Source organism: Streptomyces sp. S063 (assembly GCF_002832675.1).
Classification (GTDB): Bacteria; Actinomycetota; Actinomycetes; order Streptomycetales; family Streptomycetaceae; genus Streptomyces; species Streptomyces sindenensis.
On record NZ_CP021707.1, the window covers coordinates 6540763 to 6559981 of the forward strand.

The 19219-nt window shown below is 73.0% G+C and carries 19 protein-coding genes; 12 read left to right on the forward strand and 7 right to left on the reverse strand.

Features of this window, described 5'->3' with window-relative positions:
- Window positions 1–51: 51 nt before the first annotated feature.
- Entirely contained in the window at window positions 52–693 is a 642-nt protein-coding gene (locus tag CCZ36_RS29715) for a response regulator (RefSeq protein WP_128818969.1), read from the reverse strand.
- Window positions 690–2000 (reverse strand): sensor histidine kinase, encoded by a 1311-nt coding sequence (locus tag CCZ36_RS29720; RefSeq protein WP_069736767.1) that lies wholly within the window; start codon window positions 1998–2000, stop codon window positions 690–692. Before CCZ36_RS29720 ends, CCZ36_RS29715 begins: the two co-directional genes overlap by 4 nt.
- A 110-nt stretch (window positions 2001–2110) precedes the next feature.
- On the opposite strand from CCZ36_RS29720, the gene CCZ36_RS29725 reads away from it, so the two are divergent.
- Both CCZ36_RS29725 and CCZ36_RS29730 read left to right on the forward strand, forming a co-directional pair.
- Entirely contained in the window at window positions 2111–3190 is a 1080-nt protein-coding gene (locus tag CCZ36_RS29725) for an ABC transporter permease (RefSeq protein ID WP_128818970.1), read from the forward strand.
- Window positions 3187–3867 (forward strand): ABC transporter ATP-binding protein, encoded by a 681-nt coding sequence (locus CCZ36_RS29730; protein WP_069736769.1) that lies wholly within the window; start codon window positions 3187–3189, stop codon window positions 3865–3867. Before CCZ36_RS29725 ends, CCZ36_RS29730 begins: the two co-directional genes overlap by 4 nt.
- 117 nt (window positions 3868–3984) lie before the next feature.
- Here CCZ36_RS29730 and CCZ36_RS29735 read toward each other — a convergent pair whose 3' ends face one another.
- Window positions 3985–4788: an IclR family transcriptional regulator gene (locus CCZ36_RS29735; protein WP_032775366.1), complete on the reverse strand. Its 804-nt coding sequence runs from the start codon at window positions 4786–4788 to the stop codon at window positions 3985–3987.
- 350 nt (window positions 4789–5138) lie between these two features.
- Here CCZ36_RS29735 and allB point away from each other — a divergent pair, with 350 nt between their 5' ends.
- Window positions 5139–6482, forward strand: a complete 1344-nt coding sequence (gene allB / locus CCZ36_RS29740; RefSeq protein WP_128818971.1) for an allantoinase AllB — start codon at window positions 5139–5141, stop codon at window positions 6480–6482.
- Between the two features lie 64 nt (window positions 6483–6546).
- Window positions 6547–7668, forward strand: a complete 1122-nt coding sequence (gene alc / locus CCZ36_RS29745; RefSeq protein WP_128818972.1) for an allantoicase — start codon at window positions 6547–6549, stop codon at window positions 7666–7668.
- Between the two features lie 94 nt (window positions 7669–7762).
- On the opposite strand, the gene CCZ36_RS29750 is transcribed toward alc, so the two are convergent.
- Window positions 7763–8593 (reverse strand): aldo/keto reductase, encoded by an 831-nt coding sequence (locus tag CCZ36_RS29750; protein ID WP_069736772.1) that lies wholly within the window; start codon window positions 8591–8593, stop codon window positions 7763–7765.
- Between the two features lie 99 nt (window positions 8594–8692).
- Window positions 8693–9337 carry a TetR/AcrR family transcriptional regulator gene (locus CCZ36_RS29755; RefSeq protein WP_069736773.1) on the reverse strand — a complete coding sequence of 215 codons (645 nt, stop codon included), beginning with the start codon at window positions 9335–9337 and terminating at the stop codon, window positions 8693–8695.
- Window positions 9338–9522: 185 nt separating this feature from the next.
- On the opposite strand from CCZ36_RS29755, the gene CCZ36_RS29760 reads away from it, so the two are divergent.
- Complete coding sequence (locus CCZ36_RS29760; RefSeq protein WP_069736774.1) at window positions 9523–10449, forward strand: DMT family transporter; 927 nt, start codon at window positions 9523–9525, stop codon at window positions 10447–10449.
- Here the strand turns inward: CCZ36_RS29760 and CCZ36_RS29765 are convergent.
- Entirely contained in the window at window positions 10439–10642 is a 204-nt protein-coding gene (locus CCZ36_RS29765) for a hypothetical protein (protein ID WP_069736775.1), read from the reverse strand. The genes CCZ36_RS29760 and CCZ36_RS29765 overlap by 11 nt on opposite strands.
- 146 nt (window positions 10643–10788) lie before the next feature.
- On the opposite strand from CCZ36_RS29765, the gene CCZ36_RS29770 reads away from it, so the two are divergent.
- The 3 genes from CCZ36_RS29770 to CCZ36_RS29780 all read left to right on the forward strand — a co-directional run bounded on the left by CCZ36_RS29770 (window position 10789) and on the right by CCZ36_RS29780 (window position 14095).
- Window positions 10789–12009, forward strand: coding sequence for a sensor histidine kinase (locus tag CCZ36_RS29770; protein WP_128818973.1), 1221 nt, complete (start codon window positions 10789–10791; stop codon window positions 12007–12009).
- Window positions 12010–12079: 70 nt separating this feature from the next.
- Entirely contained in the window at window positions 12080–12817 is a 738-nt protein-coding gene (locus tag CCZ36_RS29775; protein WP_128818974.1) for a response regulator transcription factor, read from the forward strand.
- Window positions 12818–12898: 81 nt separating this feature from the next.
- On the forward strand, window positions 12899–14095 hold the full coding sequence (locus CCZ36_RS29780; RefSeq protein WP_128818975.1) for a cytochrome P450 family protein: 1197 nt from the start codon (window positions 12899–12901) through the stop codon (window positions 14093–14095).
- Between the two features lie 17 nt (window positions 14096–14112).
- Here CCZ36_RS29780 and CCZ36_RS29785 read toward each other — a convergent pair whose 3' ends face one another.
- A complete protein-coding gene (locus tag CCZ36_RS29785; protein WP_128818976.1) occupies window positions 14113–15132 on the reverse strand; it encodes a Gfo/Idh/MocA family protein in 1020 nt (339 codons plus the stop codon).
- 98 nt (window positions 15133–15230) lie between these two features.
- On the opposite strand from CCZ36_RS29785, the gene CCZ36_RS29790 reads away from it, so the two are divergent.
- The 4 genes from CCZ36_RS29790 (at window position 15231) to CCZ36_RS29805 (ending at window position 19090) form a co-directional block, all read left to right on the forward strand.
- A complete protein-coding gene (locus CCZ36_RS29790; RefSeq protein WP_176734537.1) occupies window positions 15231–15989 on the forward strand; it encodes a GntR family transcriptional regulator in 759 nt (252 codons plus the stop codon).
- Between the two features lie 211 nt (window positions 15990–16200).
- Window positions 16201–17205, forward strand: coding sequence for a sugar ABC transporter substrate-binding protein (locus tag CCZ36_RS29795; protein ID WP_443069826.1), 1005 nt, complete (start codon window positions 16201–16203; stop codon window positions 17203–17205).
- Window positions 17202–18248, forward strand: coding sequence for an ABC transporter permease (locus CCZ36_RS29800; RefSeq protein ID WP_069736780.1), 1047 nt, complete (start codon window positions 17202–17204; stop codon window positions 18246–18248). Before CCZ36_RS29795 ends, CCZ36_RS29800 begins: the two co-directional genes overlap by 4 nt.
- Window positions 18245–19090 carry an ATP-binding cassette domain-containing protein gene (locus CCZ36_RS29805; protein ID WP_069736781.1) on the forward strand — a complete coding sequence of 282 codons (846 nt, stop codon included), beginning with the start codon at window positions 18245–18247 and terminating at the stop codon, window positions 19088–19090. Before CCZ36_RS29800 ends, CCZ36_RS29805 begins: the two co-directional genes overlap by 4 nt.
- The last annotated feature ends 129 nt before the right edge of the window (window positions 19091–19219 follow it).

Below are 19219 nucleotides of genomic sequence, written 5' to 3' on the forward strand. Positions count from 1 at the left end.
GCGGCCGTCGTGACGAGGAGCCCGCGCGGGTGACCCGCCGGGCGTGTCCCGTCAGCGGCGGATGAGCCGGCGGGCCGTGGCCGCCGCGACCGCCGACGTACGGGAGTCGACGCCGAGCTTGGCGTAGATGTGCACCAGGTGGGACTTCACCGTGGCCTGGCTCAGGAACAGCCGTTTGCTGATCTGCAGGTTCGACAGGCCCTCTCCGACCAGCTGGAGCACCTCCAGCTCCCGCCGGGTCAGGGCCTCGGCCGGGGTGCGCATCCGGTCCATCAGCCGGTGGGCCACGGAGGGCGCCAGCGCCGAACGGCCCGCCGCCGCCGTGCGCACCGCGGCCGCCAGCTCCTGCGGCGGCGCGTCCTTGAGCAGATAGCCGCTCGCCCCGGCCTCGACCGCCGCCAGGATGTCCGCGTCGGAGTCGTACGTGGTCAGGATCAGGACCCGGGGGCCGTCCGGCGCCGCGGTGATCGTCGCCGTGGCCTCCGCCCCGTGCATCCCCGCACCGAACTGCAGATCCATCAGGACCAGGTCGAAGCCGCCCTTCGCCGCCAGGGTGACGGCCTCCTCGGCGGTAGCGGCCTCACCGGCGACCCGGAATCCCGGCTCGGTGTCCAGGACCGCCCGCAGCCCCGCCCGGACCACCGGATGGTCGTCCGCGAGCAGCAGCCGGATCGCGTCCCCGCCCGCGCTCACGCGGCACGCTCCGCGTCGGCCCGCGTCCGCGCACGCGGATGCGCTTCCGCTTCTGCTTCCGTGTCGGACAGCGGCAGCGTGAGCGCCACCGCCGTGCCCTGGCCGGGCGCCGACTCCACGCTCAGCGCACCACCCAATTCGCCGGCGCGCGCCCGCATCGCCCGCAGCCCGAAGCCGCCGTCACCGCCGCGCCCGTCCCGCTCAGGGGCCGGGGCCCCCGACGGGTCGAAGCCCCGCCCGTCGTCCACGACGTCCAGCGCCACCGACGTGTCCATGAAACTCAGGGTGATCTCCACCCGCCGGGCCTCCGCGTGGCGCACCGTGTTGGCCAGCGCCGACTGGGCGGTGCGCAGCAGCGCCACCTCGTAGGGGGTCGGCAGCTCCACCGGGGTGCCGCTGACCGCGAACCGTACGGTCAGCTCCCGTGCGGTCGTCCGTGCGCAGAGCCGCTCCAGCGCGGCTGCCAGCGACCCGTGCTCCAGGTCCGGCGGGGTCAGCGCCCGGACGAAGGAGCGCGCCTCGGCCAGATTGGCCTGCGCCGCCTCGCGGGCGGCCCGGACGTGCGGGGCCGCCGGGGCGTTCTCGGGCAGCGAGCGTTCGGCGGCGCGCAGCAGCAACTGGATGCTGGACAGCCCCTGGGCCAGCGTGTCGTGGATCTCCCGGGCCAGGCGCTCGCGCTCGGCGAGCGTCCCGGCGGTACGTTCCGCCTCGGCGAGGTCCGCACGGGTGGCGACCAGCTCCACGATCAGCTCCCGCCGCCGTTCGCTCTCCCGGAAGAGGGTGTCGTACCCGAGGACCGTGGCGACGGCGACCGCCGCGCCGATCAGCGGCCCGATGAACGCGCCGGGCTCGATCTCCTGCCGGTGCGCGACGAAGCCGGTGATCGCCGCGGCCGCGGTGACCACCACGGCGGGCAGCGCCCAGCGCATCGGCAGGAAGTGGAGCTGGAGGAAGTAGAGCGGAAAGGCGACCCACAGTGCGTCCGGCGACAGCACCAGAAGCGCCGCCCACAGCACCCACAACCCGCCCAGCCACCACGCCCCGGCCCGCGTTCCCGGCCGCACGGGATTTCCCGGCCGCGCGGAGACTCCTGGCCGTACAGCGTCCTCTGGCAGTGCGGAGGAGGAGCGCACCGCCCCCGCCGCGTACAGGGCCGCCGTCAGCAGCGTCACGGCCACGACCGCCGCCGTGTCCGGCGCGTTCTCGCCCACGGCGCGCACCACCACCAGGGCCAGCAGCCCCGCCAGCAGCGCGTGCAGACAGAGCCGCAGGGCGGCCGTGACGTGGGTGTGCGATCGCGCATCCATGGTTCGTCCAGCGTAGCCGCGGGGGCCTGGGACCCGGTCAATCGAAAGGTTGATCCCGGGCCCGTCCGCCGCGCGATGTTTTCCCTTCCGCGCCGAACGACGCTGGGGCCATGTTCGTCGCATGGAGAGACCTTCGCTTCGCCAAGGGCCGGTTCGCGCTCATGGGTTCGGTCGTGGTGCTGATCACGCTGCTCGTGGGTCTGCTGTCCGGCCTGACCGCCGGGCTGGCCCGGGAGAACACCTCCGCCGTCACCGGGCTCGACGCCGACCACCTGGCCTTCGCCGCACCCCCCGACGGGCGGGCGGAGTCGTTCGCCGACTCGATCGTCCGGGAGGACGACTGGCGGGCCTGGGCCGACCGGCCCGGGGTCGAGGCCGCGCAACCGGTCGGCATCCGCACCCTGAACGCCACCGCCGGTGAGCGGAGCGCCGCCGTATCGGCCTTCGGCGTCGAACCGGACGGCACCCTCGGGCCGGCCGGGATCGGCCCCGGCCGGGTCGTGCTCTCCGAGGAGGCGGCCGAGGAGCTGGGCGTCTCCGCCGGAGACCGGATCGCGCTCGGCCGGACCGAACGGGAGGTCGCCGCCGTCGCCACCGACGCCTCGTACAGCCACACGCCCGTCGTGTGGACCACCCTCGACGACTGGCAGCGGATCGGCCACGACGGCACCGGGCCCGCCGACCGGGCGACCGTGATCGCCCTGACCACCACCGGCGGCGTCGACCTCGCGGCGGGGGACGAGGCGGCGGGCACCAGCACGCTCCCGCTCGACGACTCCCTCACCGCGATCGGCTCCTACCGGGCGGAGAACGGTTCGCTGCAACTGATGCGCGGCTTCCTCTTCGCCATCTCCGCGCTCGTCATCGGGGCGTTCTTCACCGTCTGGACGATCCAGCGCAGCGGTGATGTCGCCGTGCTGAAGGCGCTCGGCGCGTCGACCCCGTACCTCCTGCGCGACGCGCTCGGGCAGGCCGTGGTGATGCTCGTCCTCGGTACGGGGCTGGGCGCCGCCCTCGCCGCCGGGGCCGGGGTCCTGATCGGCGGGGGAGCCGTGCCGTTCGTCCTGGACCCGGCGACCGTCCTCGCCCCGGCCGCCGTGATGATCGCCCTCGGCGCGCTCGGGGCCGCCCTGTCCGTCCGGCGGATCACCGCCGTCGACCCGCTCACCGCACTCGGGAGTGCCCGATGACGCTCACCCTGACCGATGTCACCCTCACCTACCCGGACGGCGAGGGGCGGCTCACCGCCCTGGACCGGGTCTCGCTGGACGTACCGGCGGGCACGCTGACCGCCGTCGTCGGGCCGTCCGGCTCGGGCAAGTCGAGCCTGTTGGCGGCGGCCGCCACCCTGGTGACCCCGGACTCCGGCGAGGTCGTCGTGGCCGGGACACCGACCGCCGGGCTGAGCCGCGCGGGGCGGGCGGCCCTGCGCCGGGACCGCATCGGCATCGTCTTCCAGCAGCCCAGCCTGCTGCCCTCGCTGACCGCCGCCGAACAGCTCCAGGCCATGCGCCACCTGTCCGGGGGGCCCGCCCGGGGCGCCCGACGCCGGGCCCTGGAACTGCTCGACGCCGTCGGACTGGCCGACCGCGCCGACCGGCGGCCGCACCAGCTCTCGGGCGGCCAGCGCCAGCGGGTCAACATCGCGCGGGCCCTCATGAACGAACCGGCGGTCCTGCTCGTCGACGAGCCGACCAGCGCGCTCGACCACGAACGCGGCGCGGCCGTGCTCGACCTGCTGGCCACCCTGACCCGGCAGCGCGCCACCGCGACGGTGCTGGTCACGCACGATCCGGCGCACCTGGACCGGGCGGACCGCACGGTGACGATGGACGACGGCCGGCTGACGGCCCCGGCCGGGGTCTGAGACGCCGAGGTGACGAAGAGAGGCGGCGGGACCCGATGCTTCCGGGTCCCGCCGCCCCTCGTCGCGGCGTTCCAGCAGTCCGGCGTTCCGGTTTCAGCGGTCCGGCGGGCCGGTGTGTCAGCCCCCGTTCGTCCCGCTGCTCGCCAGGGCCTCCGACAGTTCCCCCGCGACCTGCTGGAGGATCGGCACGATCCGCTCCGTGGCCGCCTCGGTCACCCGTCCCGCCGGGCCCGAGATCGAGATCGCGGCCGAGGTGGGGGAGTTCGGTACGGAGACCGCCAGGCACCGCACCCCGATCTCCTGCTCGTTGTCGTCCACCGCGTATCCGGCGCGCCGCACCTGCTCCAGGGCGTCGAGGAAGCCCTCCGGCGTGGTGATCGTCTTCTCCGTGGCGGCGGGCATGCCCGTACGGGCCAGGAGCGCGCGGACCTCGTCGGCGGGGGTGTGCGCGAGGAGGGCCTTGCCCACGCCGGTGGAGTGGGGCAGGACGCGCCGGCCGACCTCGGTGAACATCCGCATCGAGTGCTTGGACGGCACCTGGGCGACGTACACGATCTCGTCCCCGTCCAGCAGCGCCATGTTCGCCGTCTCGCCGGTCTCCTCGACCAGCCGGCTGAGGTAGGGCCTCGCCCAGGTGCCGAGCAGCCGGGAGGCGGACTCGCCGAGCCGGATCAGCCGGGGGCCCAGCGCGTAACGGCGATTGGGCTGCTGGCGTACGTACCCGCAGACGACCAGGGTGCGCATCAGCCGGTGGATGGTCGGCAGGGGCAGACCGCTGCTCGCGGACAGCTCGCTCAGCCCGACCTCGCCCCCGGCGTCGGCCATCCGCTCCAGCAGATCGAAGGCGCGCTCAAGGGACTGCACCCCACCGCTGGACGCGGAGGGCTTGGAGTCGGCTGTGCTGGCGTGGGACGGCGGCACGTCAACGGTCCTTTCGAAGCGGAAGGCAAGGCAGCAGCCTACCGGGCGGTTCCGATACGGCCCACAGCTCCCCGGTCGGCGTCCGTGCCGGTCAGGGCCTGTTTTGTCCGGGTGTCGCCGATCGGTTCGGACGGCTCGGAGCCGCCTCTCCTGGCCCATGCTACGTTCCGCAGTTCGAAATCCGACTTTTACTTTGTGGAAACCTCTAGTCGCGGTGACAAGGCTGGCCCGTCGGCCCTCCGTACCGGAAAGTGGGTCTTGACGCGTGCGTTTCCCGAGTGAAGACTCCATCGAAGCTTCAACAGTTCGTTGAATTCCTGTTGTGATCATCCTGGAGTGAAGGAGCACGGGTGTCCGGTTTGGACGTGAACCTGGTACTGCGCTCGACGCGCGTCGTCACCCCCGAGGGCACCCGCCCGGCGGCGGTCGCCGTCGCGGGCGGGACGATCGACGCGGTCCTGGCGTACGACGCCGACGTGCCCGCGGGCGCCCGTTCGGAGGACTTCGGCGACGATGTCCTGCTGCCCGGCCTGGTCGACACCCACGTCCATGTGAACGACCCCGGCCGCACCGAGTGGGAGGGCTTCTGGACCGCCACCCGCGCGGCGGCGGCGGGCGGCATCACCACGCTCCTGGACATGCCGCTCAACTCCCTCCCGCCGACCACCACCGTCGACCACCTGCGGACCAAGCAGCAGGTCGCCGCCCCCAAGGCGCACGTCGACACCGGCTTCTGGGGCGGTGCGATCCCCTCCAACGTCAAGGACCTGCGCCCGCTGTACGAGGCCGGGGTCTTCGGCTTCAAGTGCTTCCTGTCGCCCTCCGGGGTCGAGGAGTTCCCGGAGCTGGACCAGGAGCAGCTGGCCCGCTCCATGGCCGAGATCGCCGGTTTCGGCGGCCTGCTCATCGTCCACGCCGAGGACCCGCACCACCTGGCCGACGCCCCGCAGCGCCCCGGCCCCGCCTACGCCGACTTCCTGGCCTCCCGCCCGCGCGACGCCGAGAACACCGCGATCGAAGGGCTCATCGCCCACGCCAAGCGGCTCAACGCCCGCGTCCACGTCCTGCACCTCTCCTCCAGCGACGCCCTGCCGCTGATCGCCGCCGCCAAGCGCGAGGGCGTCCGCGTCACCGTCGAGTCCTGCCCGCACTTCCTCACCCTCACCGCCGAGGAAGTCCCTGACGGGGCCACCGAGTTCAAATGCTGCCCGCCGATCCGTGAGGCCGCCAACCAGGACGCGCTGTGGGCCGGGCTCGCCGACGGCACGATCGACTGCATCGTCAGCGACCACTCGCCGTGCACCACGGACCTGAAGACCCCGGACTTCGCCTCCGCCTGGGGCGGCATCTCCTCCCTCCAGCTCGGCCTGCCCGCCATCTGGACCGAGGCCCGCCGCCGCGGCCACTCCCTCGACGACGTCGCCCGCTGGATGTCCGCCGCCCCAGCGGAGCTGGCCGGGCTGACCCGCAAGGGCGCGATCGAGGCCGGCCGCGACGCCGACTTCGCGGTCCTCGCCCCCGAGGCGACCTTCACCGTCGACCCCGCCGAGCTCTTCCACCGCAATCAGGTCACCGCCTACGCCGGGAAGACCCTGCACGGCGTGGTCCGCTCCAGCTGGCTGCGCGGCGTCCGCATCGCCTCCGACGGAGTCCTCGCCGAGCCCACCGGCCGCCTCCTCGACCGGGACCGCTGAACCGGTCCCACCGGCCCCCTCCGCGAACGCGACCACCGACCGTGCCCGAAAGGACCCCCTGACCATGACGGACGCCTCGATACCCCGCTTCACCGGCGACGCCAGTCCCTATGCGGGCGGCGACCCGTACGCCGACCACCGCACCGCCGATTTCCCCTTCACCCACCTCGTCGACCTCGCCGACCGCCGCCTCGGCGCGGGCGTCATCGCGGCCAACGACGAGTTCTTCGCCGAGCGCGAGAACCTCCTCAAGCCCGAGCCCGCCGTCTTCGACCCGGAGCACTTCGGCCACAAGGGCAAGATCATGGACGGCTGGGAGACCCGCCGCCGCCGAGGCGTCAGCTCCGCCGAACCCCACCCCACCGCCGACGACCACGACTGGGCCCTCGTCCGGCTCGGCGCCCCCGGCGTCATCCGGGGCATCGTCCTCGACACCGCCCACTTCCGCGGCAACTACCCGCAGGCCGTCTCCGTCGAGGCCGTCGCCCTGCCCGGCTCCCCGTCCCCCGAGGAGCTCCTCGCCCCCGACGTGAAGTGGACGACGCTCGTCCCCCGTACGGCGGTCGGCGGCCACGCCGCCAACGGGTTCGCCGTCGACGCCGAGCAGCGCTTCACCCATCTGCGGGTCAACCAGCACCCGGACGGCGGGATCGCCCGGCTGCGCGTGTACGGAGAGGTCGCCCCGGACCCCGCGTGGCTCGCCGCCCTCGGTACGTTCGACCTCGCGGCCCTGGAGAACGGCGGCCAGGTCGAGGACGCCTCCGACCGCTTCTACTCCCCGGCCACCAACACCATCCAGCCCGGCCGCTCCCGCAAGATGGACGACGGCTGGGAGACCCGCCGCCGCCGCGACCAGGGCAACGACTGGATCAGCTACCGCCTCGCGGCCCGGTCCGGGATCCGGGCCGTCGAGATCGACACCGCCTACCTCAAGGGCAACTCGGCCGGCTGGGCGAGCCTTTCGGTGCGGGACGGCGAGGACGGCGACTGGACCGAGGTCCTGCCCCGGACCCGCCTCCAGCCCGACACCAACCACCGCTTCGTGCTCGACGGGACCGTCCGGGCCACCCACGTACGGATCGACATCTTCCCGGACGGGGGCATCTCCCGGCTCCGGCTGTTCGGCTCGCTCACCGACGAGGGCGCGGCCGCCCTGGCGGCACGTCACCGGGAGCTCGGCGGCTGACCCCGGACAGGGCACACGCCCGGGCGCACCGCGGTCGCAGGGGGATCGCGGCGCGCCCGGCCGGCCCGTCGCGCCGGGCGGGGTGCGCAGGCGCTCAGAACTCCTCGTGGGACTCCGGGTCGCCTCCGAACCGCCGCTGCCGCCCGGACGCGATCGTCGTCAACTCCTGCGCCGTCAGCTCGAACCCGAACAGATCGAGGTTCTCGCGCTGCCGTCCCGGGTCCGCCGACTTCGGGATCGGCACCGCGCCCAGCTGGGTGTGCCAGCGCAGCACCACCTGGCCGGGCGTCACCCCGTGGTCGTCCGCGATCGCCACGATCGAGGGGTCCTCCAGCACCTCCCGACCCCGGGCCAGCGGGCTCCAGCTCTCCGTCACGACGCCCTTCGCCGCGTGCACCGCCCGCAGCTCCTCCTGCGGGAGCAGCGGATGCATCTCGATCTGGTTCACCGATGGCAGCACCCCCGTCTCCCGCTCCAGCCGCTCCAGATGGGCCGCGGTGAAGTTGGAGACCCCGATCGAGCGGACGAGGCCGTCCTCGCGGAGCCGGATCATCGCCTTCCAGGTGTCCACGTACTTGTCGAGGCGGGGGAGCGGCCAGTGGATCAGATACAGGTCGACGTACTCGACGCCGAGGCGGGCCCGTGACTCCTCGAACGAGGCGAGCGTCTCCTCGTACCCGTGGTGCCGGCCGGGCACCTTCGTGGTGACGACGACCTCCTCGCGCGGAACGCCGCTGCGGGCGATGCCCCGCCCCGTACCGGTCTCGTTGCCGTAGTTGAGAGCCGTGTCGACCAGCCGGTAGCCAAGCTCCAGGGCCCCGGCGACGGCCTCCTCGGCCGCCGCGTCGTCCAGCGGATAGGTGCCGAGCCCCACCGCGGGGAGCCGTGTGCCGTCGTTGAGCGTCTGAACCGGTGTGCCGGACATGTGCAGGGTCCCGTCCTTCCCGTCGCTGCCCCGTCCCGGCCAGCGTAGGCGCGTGGCCCGGCCGGAGCAGCGGGGCGGAGCAGCCGGGGGACGCGGCGCTCACCGTAAGGGCGGCAGCAGCCCCGGGTCCGTCGCCGCCGATCGCAGCCGGGACAGGATGGCGCGGGCGGCCTTGTCGTAGCCGAGATTGTTGTTCTGCAGCACCGACTCGGCGTTCGCCAGCTCCAGGAGGGCGATCACCTCGAACGCCAGCTGGCACACGTCGGTGTCCCCGGCCAGCTCCCCGGCGGACCTGGCCTCCTCGATCGTCTCCTCGACGAAGGTGACCCAGCCCGTCTGCGCGGACGCCAGGGCGTCGTGCACCCGGCCGGCCCGGGCGTCGAACTCGGCGGTGGCGGCGTAGAAGAAGCAGCCGCCCCGGAACACCCGCTCGCGGGAGTACGCGATCCACGCCTCGCACATCGCCCAGACCCGCCCGAGCCCCGGCGGCACCGACCGGGTGGGGCGCAGCACATGGTCGACGTAGACGGCCACCGCTCCCCGCACGGTGGCCAGCTGGAGCCCCTCCTTCGAGCCGAACAGCGCGAACACCCCGCTCTTGCTCAGCCCCAGCTCGGTGGCCAGCCGCCCCAGCGACAGGCCCTCGAGACCTTCGACCGAGGCGATCTGCACCGCCCGTCCCAGGATCAACTGCCGGGTCTGGTTCCCCCGCTCGACCCGCCCGTCCGCCCTTACCGACGCCATGTGACCACTCCGTGCCTCAGCGTTACCGAGGCGTCAGTCTAGGGAGGCGCGGGAGGCGCCCGGGAACGATCCGGCCTCCTGGACAGGTGTTCCCTTCCCGGGAAGGCGACGGGTAGCGTGATCACTCCGCGTGCGAGCCGGTGAGGTCTCCACATCACGTTCCGTGGAGAATCCGGGAGAACCAGATGTCCGCTGCCGCCGTGCCCGCCGTGGGAGACGTCTCCCCGCGCCGTGCCTGGGTCACCGATCTGCCCGTGCTGGCGGTCGCCGTCGTCTGGGGCGCGAGCTATCTCGCCGCCAAGGGCATCACCACCACGCACACCGTCGTCGCCGTGCTCGTCCTGCGCTTCGCGATCGTGCTGCCGGTTCTCGTGGCGGTCGGACGGCGCAAACTGCGGGCGCTGACCGGTGCGCAGTGGCGGGGCGCCGGAGTGCTGGGCCTGGTGCTGAGCGGCATCTTCCTGCTGGAGACATACGGGGTGGTGCACACCTCCGCCACCAACGCCGGACTGATCATCAGCCTCACCATGATCTTCACACCGCTGGCCGAGGCCGCCGTGACCCGGGTGCGCCCGTCGGCCGGATTCGTCGCCGCGGCCGGGCTCTCCGTCGCCGGGGTCGTCCTGCTGACCCAGGGCGGCGGATTCACCAGCCCCTCGACCGGCGATCTCCTGATGCTCCTCGCCGCCCTCGCCCGTACGGTCCACGTCCTGGCCATGGCCCGGATCAAGTCGGTGCGGGACGCCGATTCGCTCTCCCTGACCACCGTCCAACTCGGCGGCGCGGCCGCCGTCTTCGCCGTGCTCGCCGCCGTCCCCGGCACCGGAGCCTCGCCGTGGAGCACGGCCGTGGGCTTCGGTGCCCGGGAGTGGGCGGGCCTGGTCTTCCTCTCCGTGTTCTGCACGCTGTTCGCGTTCTTCGTGCAGATGTGGTCCGTACGCCGCACCTCGCCGTCCCGGGTCAGCCTGCTGCTCGGTACGGAACCGCTGTGGGCCGCCGCGGTCGGCATCGGCCTCGGCGGGGAACAGCTCGGGCTGCCCGGGGCGGCCGGGGCGGTCCTCGTGCTCGCGGGCACCGCGTGGGGGCGGCGGGCCGCCCTCGTCAGGTCTTGATCGAATCCGCCGCGATCATCACGGCCGCCCCCGCCACCACCAGCACGATGTTGACGAACAGCATGCGGTCGCTGAGGAAGTCGATGTGACGCACCAGCGTCCAGAACCGGAACCAGCCCGTCCACTCGTACAGCAGCCCGCCCACGCCCTGGACGAAGACGAGGAACCCGGCCGTCTCGACGATTTTCTTCATGGCCCGAGCCTCCCCCGCGCCCCGCGCCCGGCGCGTCGGCCACCGGTCCCGTCCCGCCGCGCCGAAAGTAGCGCGGGGCGCGACTTTGGTAGCTCCCGCGCCGCTCGAAGCCCTTCTCCGTCGTCCGGCTGCGTAACTTTGCCGACATGACGCGCACCGAGTACCGCTGGCTGCTCCCGTCGGCGATGGCCGACCCCGGTCTGCCGGTCGACCGGATCCGGACGCGGCGGACCGTGCGGGACTGGGCCGTCGACATCACGGCCTTCCTCATCGCCGCGGGCATCGGCATGCTGGCCCTCGGCACGATCGAGGCCGACGACACCACCGCCGACATCGTCGTCTTCGTCGACTCCGTGGTCGGCGCGGTGGCCTGCTGCGCCCTCTGGCTCCGGCGGCGCTGGCCCGTCGGGCTGGCCGTGGCCCTGACCGTCGTGTCCGTCGTCGAGCCCGTGGCCGCCGGAGCCCTGCTGGTCGCCCTCTTCAGCCTGGCCGTCCACCGCCCGTTCAAGCCGGTCGCGATCGTCGGGGCTTTCGCGCTGGCCCTGGTACCCGTGCAACCGCTCCTGCGCCCCGACCCGGCGACGTCCTTCCTCGCCTCGGTGCTCTTCGGCGTCCTGCTGATCCTCCTGGTGATCAGCTGGGGCATGGCCGTACGCTCCCGGCGCCAGCTCGTCGTCACCCTCCGCGAACGGGCCCGCCGCGCCGAGGCCGAGGCGGAACTGCGCGCCGAACAGGCCCAGCGCCTCGCCCGGGAGGCCATCGCCCGCGAGATGCACGACGTCCTGGCCCACCGGCTGACCCTCCTCAGCGTGCACGCCGGGGCCCTCGAGTTCCGGCCCGACGCCCCCGCCGCCGAGGTCGGCCGGGCCGCCGGCGTCATCCGGGACAGCGCCCACGAGGCCCTCCAGGACCTCCGCGAGATCATCGGCGTCCTGCGCGGGCCCGGCGACACGGACGAGGCCCACCGGCCGCAGCCCACCCTCGCCACCCTGGGCGCCCTCGTCGCCGAATCCCGGCTCGCGGGCATGAAGGTCGCCGTCGACAACCGGGTCGCCGAACCCCAGGACGCCCCCGCCGCCACCGGTCGCACCGTCTACCGCATCGCGCAGGAGGCCCTGACCAACGCCCGTAAGCACGCGCCCGGCACCGAGGTCTCCCTCACCGTGGCCGGCGGACCGGGCGAGGGTCTCACCGTCGAGGTGGTGAACCCGGCCCCCACCGAACCCTTCGAACGGGTCCCCGGCTCCGGCCAGGGGCTCATCGGCCTCACCGAACGCGCCACCCTCGCCGGGGGAGAACTGGAGCACGGCCCGACGAAGGACGGCGGCTTCGCGGTCCGGGCCCGACTGCCGTGGCCCGCCGCGTGAGCGCCGCCGTACGGGAACAGATGACGCCCGCCGCGCCGGCGCCGCGTACCGGCTGGCTACGGTGGCTGCCATGAACACCCCGGCGTCCCCGACACCACCCCCGGCCTCCTCCGCGCCCGTCCGGCTGCTGATCGTCGACGACGACCCGCTGGTCCGTGCGGGACTGACCCTGATGCTCGGCGGCGACCAGGGCATCGACATCGTCGGGGAGGGCGCGGACGGCGCCGAGGCCGAGGAACTGGTCGAGCGGCTGCGTCCCGATGTCGTCCTGATGGACATCCGGATGCCGGTCATGGACGGACTCACCGCCACCGAGCGGCTGCGCCGTCGGCCCGACGCCCCCGAAGTCGTCGTCCTCACCACCTTCCACGCCGACGAACAGGTGCTCCGGGCCATCCGGGCCGGGGCGGCGGGATTCGTCCTGAAAGACACCCCGCCGGCCCGGATCGTCGACTCGGTCCGCCGGGTCGCGGCCGGAGACCCGGTCCTCTCGCCCGCCGTCACGCGCCAGTTGATGGCCCGCGCCGCCGGCGGCGGGTCCGGCGACCGGGGCGACCGCACCGAGCGCGCACGCAGGCGCTTCGGCCAACTCGCCGAACGCGAGCAGGAAGTCGCCGTCGCCGTCGGCCGCGGCGGCTCCAACGCGGAGATCGCGGCCTCTCTCTACCTCAGCGTCGCCACCGTCAAGACCCACGTCTCACGGATTCTCGCCAAACTCGAACTCAACAACCGGGTACAGATCGCGCTGTTGGTCCACGACGCGGGTCTCCTCGACACGGACGGCGAGGGCGGGAGCCCCCTAGGCTGAACGCGACGCCCCCGCCCGCGGCGCCCCTCGAGGGCGCCGCGACGTCGTGACGCACCGCAACTCATCGAGAAGGGAACCGTGTTGACCACCGCACCCCTGGTCGATCTCGCCGCCCTCGGCGATCAGTTCACCCGCGATCCCTACCCGGTCTACGCCGCGCTGCGCGCGAAGGGCCCGGTCCACCGGGTCCGGATCCCCGAAGGGGCGGACGCCTGGCTCGTCGTCGGGTACGAGCCGGGCCGCGCCCTCCTCGCCGACCAGCGGCTCTCCAAGCACTGGAGCCGCGCCTCGCCCACGCTCGGGGTCGGCAAGGTGTCCGCGGGCTCCTCGATGCTCGGCTCCGACGCCCCCGACCACACCCGGCTGCGCAAGCTGGTCGCCCGTGAGTTCACCCCGCGCAGCATGGAGCAACTGGCGCCACGGATACAGGAGATGGCCGACGAGCTGCTGGACGCCATGCTCGCGGCTCCGGACCGCTCGGCCGACCTCGTCGAGGCGCTGTCCTTCCCGCTGCCCATGTCGGTGATCTGCGAGCTGCTCGGCGTGCCGTTCCTGGACCGCGAGGACTTCCGTACCTGGTCGGGTCAGGCGGTCTCCGCCATCGACCCGTCCGTGCGCGCCTCCTCCACCCAGGCCATGACCGCGTACATCGCCGGCCTGCTGGCCGACAAGCGCGAGAAGCCCGGCGAGGACCTGCTGAGCGCGCTGATCCACACCGCCGACGAGGACGGCGACCGGCTGTCGGGCGAGGAACTGATCGGCATGGCCTGGCTGCTGCTGGTCGCCGGACACGAGACCACCGTCAACCTCATCACCAACGGCGTGCACAACCTCCTCGCGCACCCGGATCAACTGGCCGCCCTGCGAGCGGACTTCTCCCTGATCGACAACGCCGTCGAGGAGATCCTGCGGTTCGAAGGCCCCGTGGAGACCCCCACGTACCGCTTCACCACCGAGCCGATCGAGGTGGCCGGCACAGTGATCCCCGGCGGCGGCGAACTGGTCCTGGTCGCGATGTCGGACGCCAACCGGGACCCCGACCGCTACCCCGGCGGGGACCGCTTCGACATCACCCGGGACGCCCGGGGCCACCTCGCCTTCGGGCACGGCATCCACTACTGCCTGGGCGCCCCGCTGGCCCGCATCGAGGCCCGGACCGCCATCCGGTCGCTGCTGGAGCGCTGCCCGGACCTGCGGCTGACGGCCGACCCCGCGACGCTGACCTGGCGCACCGGGATGCTGATGCGCGGGCCGCTGAGCCTTCCGGTCGCCTGGTAGCGGCGGCCGGGCCCCGTTCAGCCGCCGGGGATCTCGCCCATCGCCACCGGCCGGCGTTCGCGGCGGGAGACCTCGCACGCCTCGGCGATCCGCAGGGCGTGCAGGGCTTCCCGCCCGTCGCACGGATTGGCCAGCTCGCCGCGGGCCACGCGCAGGAACGCGTCCAGCTCCGCCTCGTACGCCGGGGCGAACCGCTCCAGGAAGCCCGGCCAGGGCTTCGCCGGGGCGCCGGGGCCGCCGCGCTCGGCCGAGGTCAGCGGCGTACGGTCGTCCAGGCCGACGGCGATCTGGTCCAGCTCGCCGGCCAGCTCCATCCGTACGTCGTACCCGGCGCCGTTGCACCGGGTCGCGGTGGCGGTGGCGAGCGTCCCGTCGTCGAGGGTGAGCAGGGCCGCGGCCGTGTCCACGTCCCCGGCCTCCCGGAACATCGCGGGCCCGGTGTCCGATCCGGTGGCGTACACCTCGCTCACCTCGCGGCCCGTCACCCAGCGCAGGATGTCGAAGTCGTGGACCAGGCAGTCGCGGTACAGCCCGCCGGAGAGCGGGAGGTAGGCGGCGGGCGGCGGGGCGGGGTCGGAGGTGACCGCCCGCACGGTGTGCAGCCGGCCGAGCCTCCCCTCCCGCACGGCGTCCCTGGCCTCGCCGTACCCGGCGTCGAAGCGCCGCATGAAGCCGAGCTGGAGCAGGCTCCCCGCCGCCTCGACCTCGGCCAGCGCGGCGAGCGTGCCGGGCAGGTCCAGGGCGATCGGCTTCTCGCAGAAGGCGGGCAGCCCGGCGCGGGCGGCGCGGGCGATGAGCCCGGCGTGCGCGGCGGTCGCCGAACAGATCACCACGGCGTCGGGCGCGCCCCGGGCCTCGCCCGCACCCGTGAACAGATCGTCGACGGAGACGGCCGTGGCCCCCGTCCGCCCGGCCGCGGCGGCCGCGCGCTCGGGGTCCGCGTCCGCCAGCAACAGGGCGTCCACGGCGGGGTGGCGGCTCAGCACCTCCGCATGGAATGTGCCGATCCGTCCCGTTCCGATCAATCCGATGCGCATGGGCCCCAAGGTGGCTTCGCCCGGTCGCCATGTCAAGCGTTTGTCCTGACAAACGCCATGCCATGGCTATGTCCGGACAAGCGAACTACGCTCGCCCCGTGACCGCACATGGAACCGACCGGCCGCTGCCGCTGAGCGTGGACCGCACCAGCCCGGTGCCGCTCTACTTCCAGCTGGCGCAGCAGCTGGAGGCAGCCGTGGAGCAGGGCCGGCTGGCCCCCGGTGCCCTGCTCGGGAACGAGATCGACCTCGCCGCGCGGCTCGGCCTTTCCCGGCCGACCGTCCGCCAGGCCATCCAGACGCTCGTCGACAAGGGGCTGATGGTGCGCCGGAGGGGGGTCGGCACCCAGGTCGTCCACAGCCAGGTCCGCCGCCCGCTGGAGCTCAGCTCGCTCTACGACGACCTGGAGGCGGCGGGCCAGCGCCCCGCCACCACGGTCCTGCGCAACACGACGGAACCGGCCGCGGCCGAGGTCGCCGCCGCGCTCGGCGTCGCCGAGGGCAGCGAGGTCCACCTCGTGGAGCGGCTGCGCAGCGCGCACGGCGAACCGATGGCGCTCCTGCGCAACCACCTGCCGCCGGGGCTGGTGCCCCTGCGCACCGAGGAGCTGGAGGCCACCGGCCTCTACCGGCTGATGCGCGCTGCCGGGATCACGCTGCACAGCGCCCGCCAGTCGGTGGGGGCGCGCGCCGCGGCGGCGGGGGAGGCGCGGTCCCTGGACGAGGAGCCGGGGGCGCCGCTGCTGACGATGGAGCGGGTGACGTACGACGGCACGGGGCGGGTGGTGGAGTTCGGCTCCCACGTCTACCGGGCGGCGCGGTACGCGTTCGAGTTCCAGCTCCTGGTCCGCCCGTAGGTCCGTCCCGGCGCGCCGGGGCGGGCCGAGGGGCCGCAATGGTGCGGGCACACGGGTTGCGCTCGGCGGCTCCGTGGCCCAGGCTCCTGTGACCGTCGGCCACCCGCGCAAGGCCCCTGGGCAGGGCTCGGGGATACTGGGCAGTCGGCCCGGGACCGTACACCCCCGGCCCGGTCAGGCGAAGCGCACAGCAGAAGAAGGGCACGGTGTCGTGGCAAGGGTTCGGACAGGGGTACGCGCACTGGGCGCCGTGCTGGCAGTGATGCTGGCGGCCGCGGGATGCAGCAGCACCGGCGGCAAGCGGGCGGAAGAACGCGCGGCCGAGGCCGCCGAGGGGCGGGCCGCGGTGAACACCCCGCGCTGGACCTTCGCCATGGTCACCCACTCGGGAGACGGCGACACCTTCTGGGACATCGTCCAGAAGGGCGCCGAACAGGCGGCCCTCAAGGACAACATCAACTTCCTCTACTCGCACAACGACGAGGGCAACCAGCAGGCCCAGCTCGTCCAGACCGCGATCGACAAGAAGGTCGACGGGCTGATCGTCTCGCTGGCCAAGCCGGACGCGATGAAGGCCGTGGTCGCCAAGGCCGTCAAGGCCGGCATCCCGGTCGTCACCGTGAACTCCGGCTCCGCCGAGTCGAAGGAGTTCGGGGCGCTCACCCACATCGGCCAGGACGAGACCATCGCCGGTGAGGCGGTCGGCGACGAGCTGAACAACCGGGACCGCAAGAAGGCCCTGTGCGTCCTGCACGAGCAGGGCAACGTGGGCCACGAGCAGCGCTGCGCCGGCGCGAAGAAGACCTTCGACGGCACGATGCAGAACCTGTACGTCGACGGCACCAACATGCCCGACGTCACCGCGTCCATCGAGGCCAAGCTCCAGTCCGACAAGAGCATCGACGCGGTCGTCACCCTCGGCGCCCCGTTCGCCGACGCGGCCGTCCAGGCCAAGCAGACGGCGGGCAGCAAGGCCGAGATCGACACCTTCGACCTCAACGCCAAGGTCGCCACCGGGCTCCAGACCGACAAGCTCGGGTTCGCCGTCGACCAGCAGCCCTACCTCCAGGGGTACGAGGCCGTCGACCTGCTCTGGCTCTACCGCTACAACCGCAACGTGCTCGGCGGCGGCCAGCCCGTCCTGACCGGCCCGCAGGTCATCACCAAGGACGACGCGGACGCCCTGGCCGACTACACCAAGCGGGGCACGCGATGAGCGGCTCCACCGCCGCCCCGGAGCAGCTCGACGAGCGGCTCGTGCACGCCTCGCCGCTGCGCAAGCTGCTCGGCCGCCCCGAGCTGGGCTCGGTCGTCGGCGCGGTCGCCGTCTTCGTGTTCTTCGCGATCGTCGCCGACAGCTTCCTCCAGGCGTCCAGCTTCGGCACCGTGCTGTACGCGGCCTCGGTCCTCGGCATCATGGCCGCCCCGGTCGCCCTGCTGATGATCGGCGGCGAGTTCGACCTCTCCGCGGGCGTCCTGGTGACCAGCTCCGCGCTGATCTCGTCGATGTTCAGCTACCAGATGACCGCCAACGTCTGGGTCGGCGTCCTCGTGTCCCTGCTGGTCACGCTCGCCATCGGCGCGTTCAACGGCTTCATGCTGACCCGCACCAAACTGCCGAGCTTCATCATCACGCTCGGCACGTTCCTGATGCTGACCGGTCTGAACCTCGGCTTCACCAAGCTCATCAGCGGCACCGTCTCCACCAAGGCCATCGGCGACATGGAGGGCTTCGACTCCGCCCACGCCCTGTTCGCCTCCACGCTGACCGTCGGCGGCGTCGAGTTCAAGGTGACCATCCTGTGGTGGATCGCCCTCGTCGCGCTCGCCACCTGGATCCTGCTCCGTACCCGCTTCGGCAACTGGATCTTCGCGGTCGGCGGTGAGGCCGACGCGGCCCGCGCGGTCGGCGTCCCCGTCGTCCGTACCAAGATCGGGCTCTACCTCGGCGTCGCCTTCGCCGCCTGGATCTCCGGCCAGCACCTGCTGTTCAGCTACGACGTCGTCCAGTCCGGCGAGGGCGTCGGCAACGAGCTGACGTACATCATCGCCGCCGTCATCGGCGGCTGCCTGATCACCGGCGGCTACGGCTCCGCGATCGGCTCGGCGGTCGGCGCCTTCATCTTCGGCATGACCAGCAAGGGCATCGTCTACGCCGAGTGGAACCCGGACTGGTTCAAATTCTTCCTGGGAGCGATGCTGCTCCTGGCCACCCTGCTCAACGCGTGGGTGCGCAAGCGCGCGGAGGCGACGTCATGACGGCCACGTCCGAGAAGAGCACGACCCCGCTCGTCGAACTGGCCGACGTGTCCAAGTTCTACGGCAACATCAAAGCCCTGGAGCACGTCTCGCTGGAGGTCCACGCGGGCGAGATCACCTGCGTCCTCGGCGACAACGGCGCCGGCAAGTCCACCCTCATCAAGATCATCGCAGGGCTGCACGGTCACGACGCCGGACGCTTCCTCATCGAGGGCGAGGAGACCACCCTCGCCAACCCGCGCGACGCCCTGGACCGGGGCATCGCCACCGTCTACCAGGACCTCGCCGTCGTCCCCCTGATGCCGGTCTGGCGGAACTTCTTCCTCGGCTCCGAGCCGACGACGGGCGTCGGCCCCTTCAAGCGCCTCGACGTCCGCAAGATGCGCGAGACGACCCGTACCGAACTGCTCCGCATGGGCATCGACCTGCGCGACGTCGACCAGCCCATCGGCACCCTGTCCGGCGGTGAGCGCCAGTGCGTGGCCATCGCCCGCGCCGTCCACTTCGGTGCCAAGGTCCTCGTCCTGGACGAGCCCACCGCCGCCCTCGGCGTCAAGCAGTCCGGCGTGGTCCTGAAGTACGTGGCGGCCGCCCGCGACGCCGGCCTCGGCGTGGTCCTCATCACGCACAACCCGCACCACGCCCACCTCGTCGGCGACCGGTTCGTCCTCCTCAAGCGCGGAGTGATGTCCGGCAGCCACACCAAGGACGACATCACGCTCGACGAGCTGACCCGGCAGATGGCGGGCGGCAGCGAGCTGGAGGAGCTCAGCCACGAGCTGGAACGCACTCCGACGCCCACCCTCCCGGGCACGTCCGCGGCGACCGAAGAAGGATCCTGACCGACGACCCGCCCCGGCGGGCCGACCCCGCCCGTCGGCCCGCCGGGGCCGGGCAGTGGCAGAATCGAGCGCGGCGGGCGCCGTCCGCCGCCGGTCGCGACAGCGGCCCGGCCCCCCAGACCCCGCAGG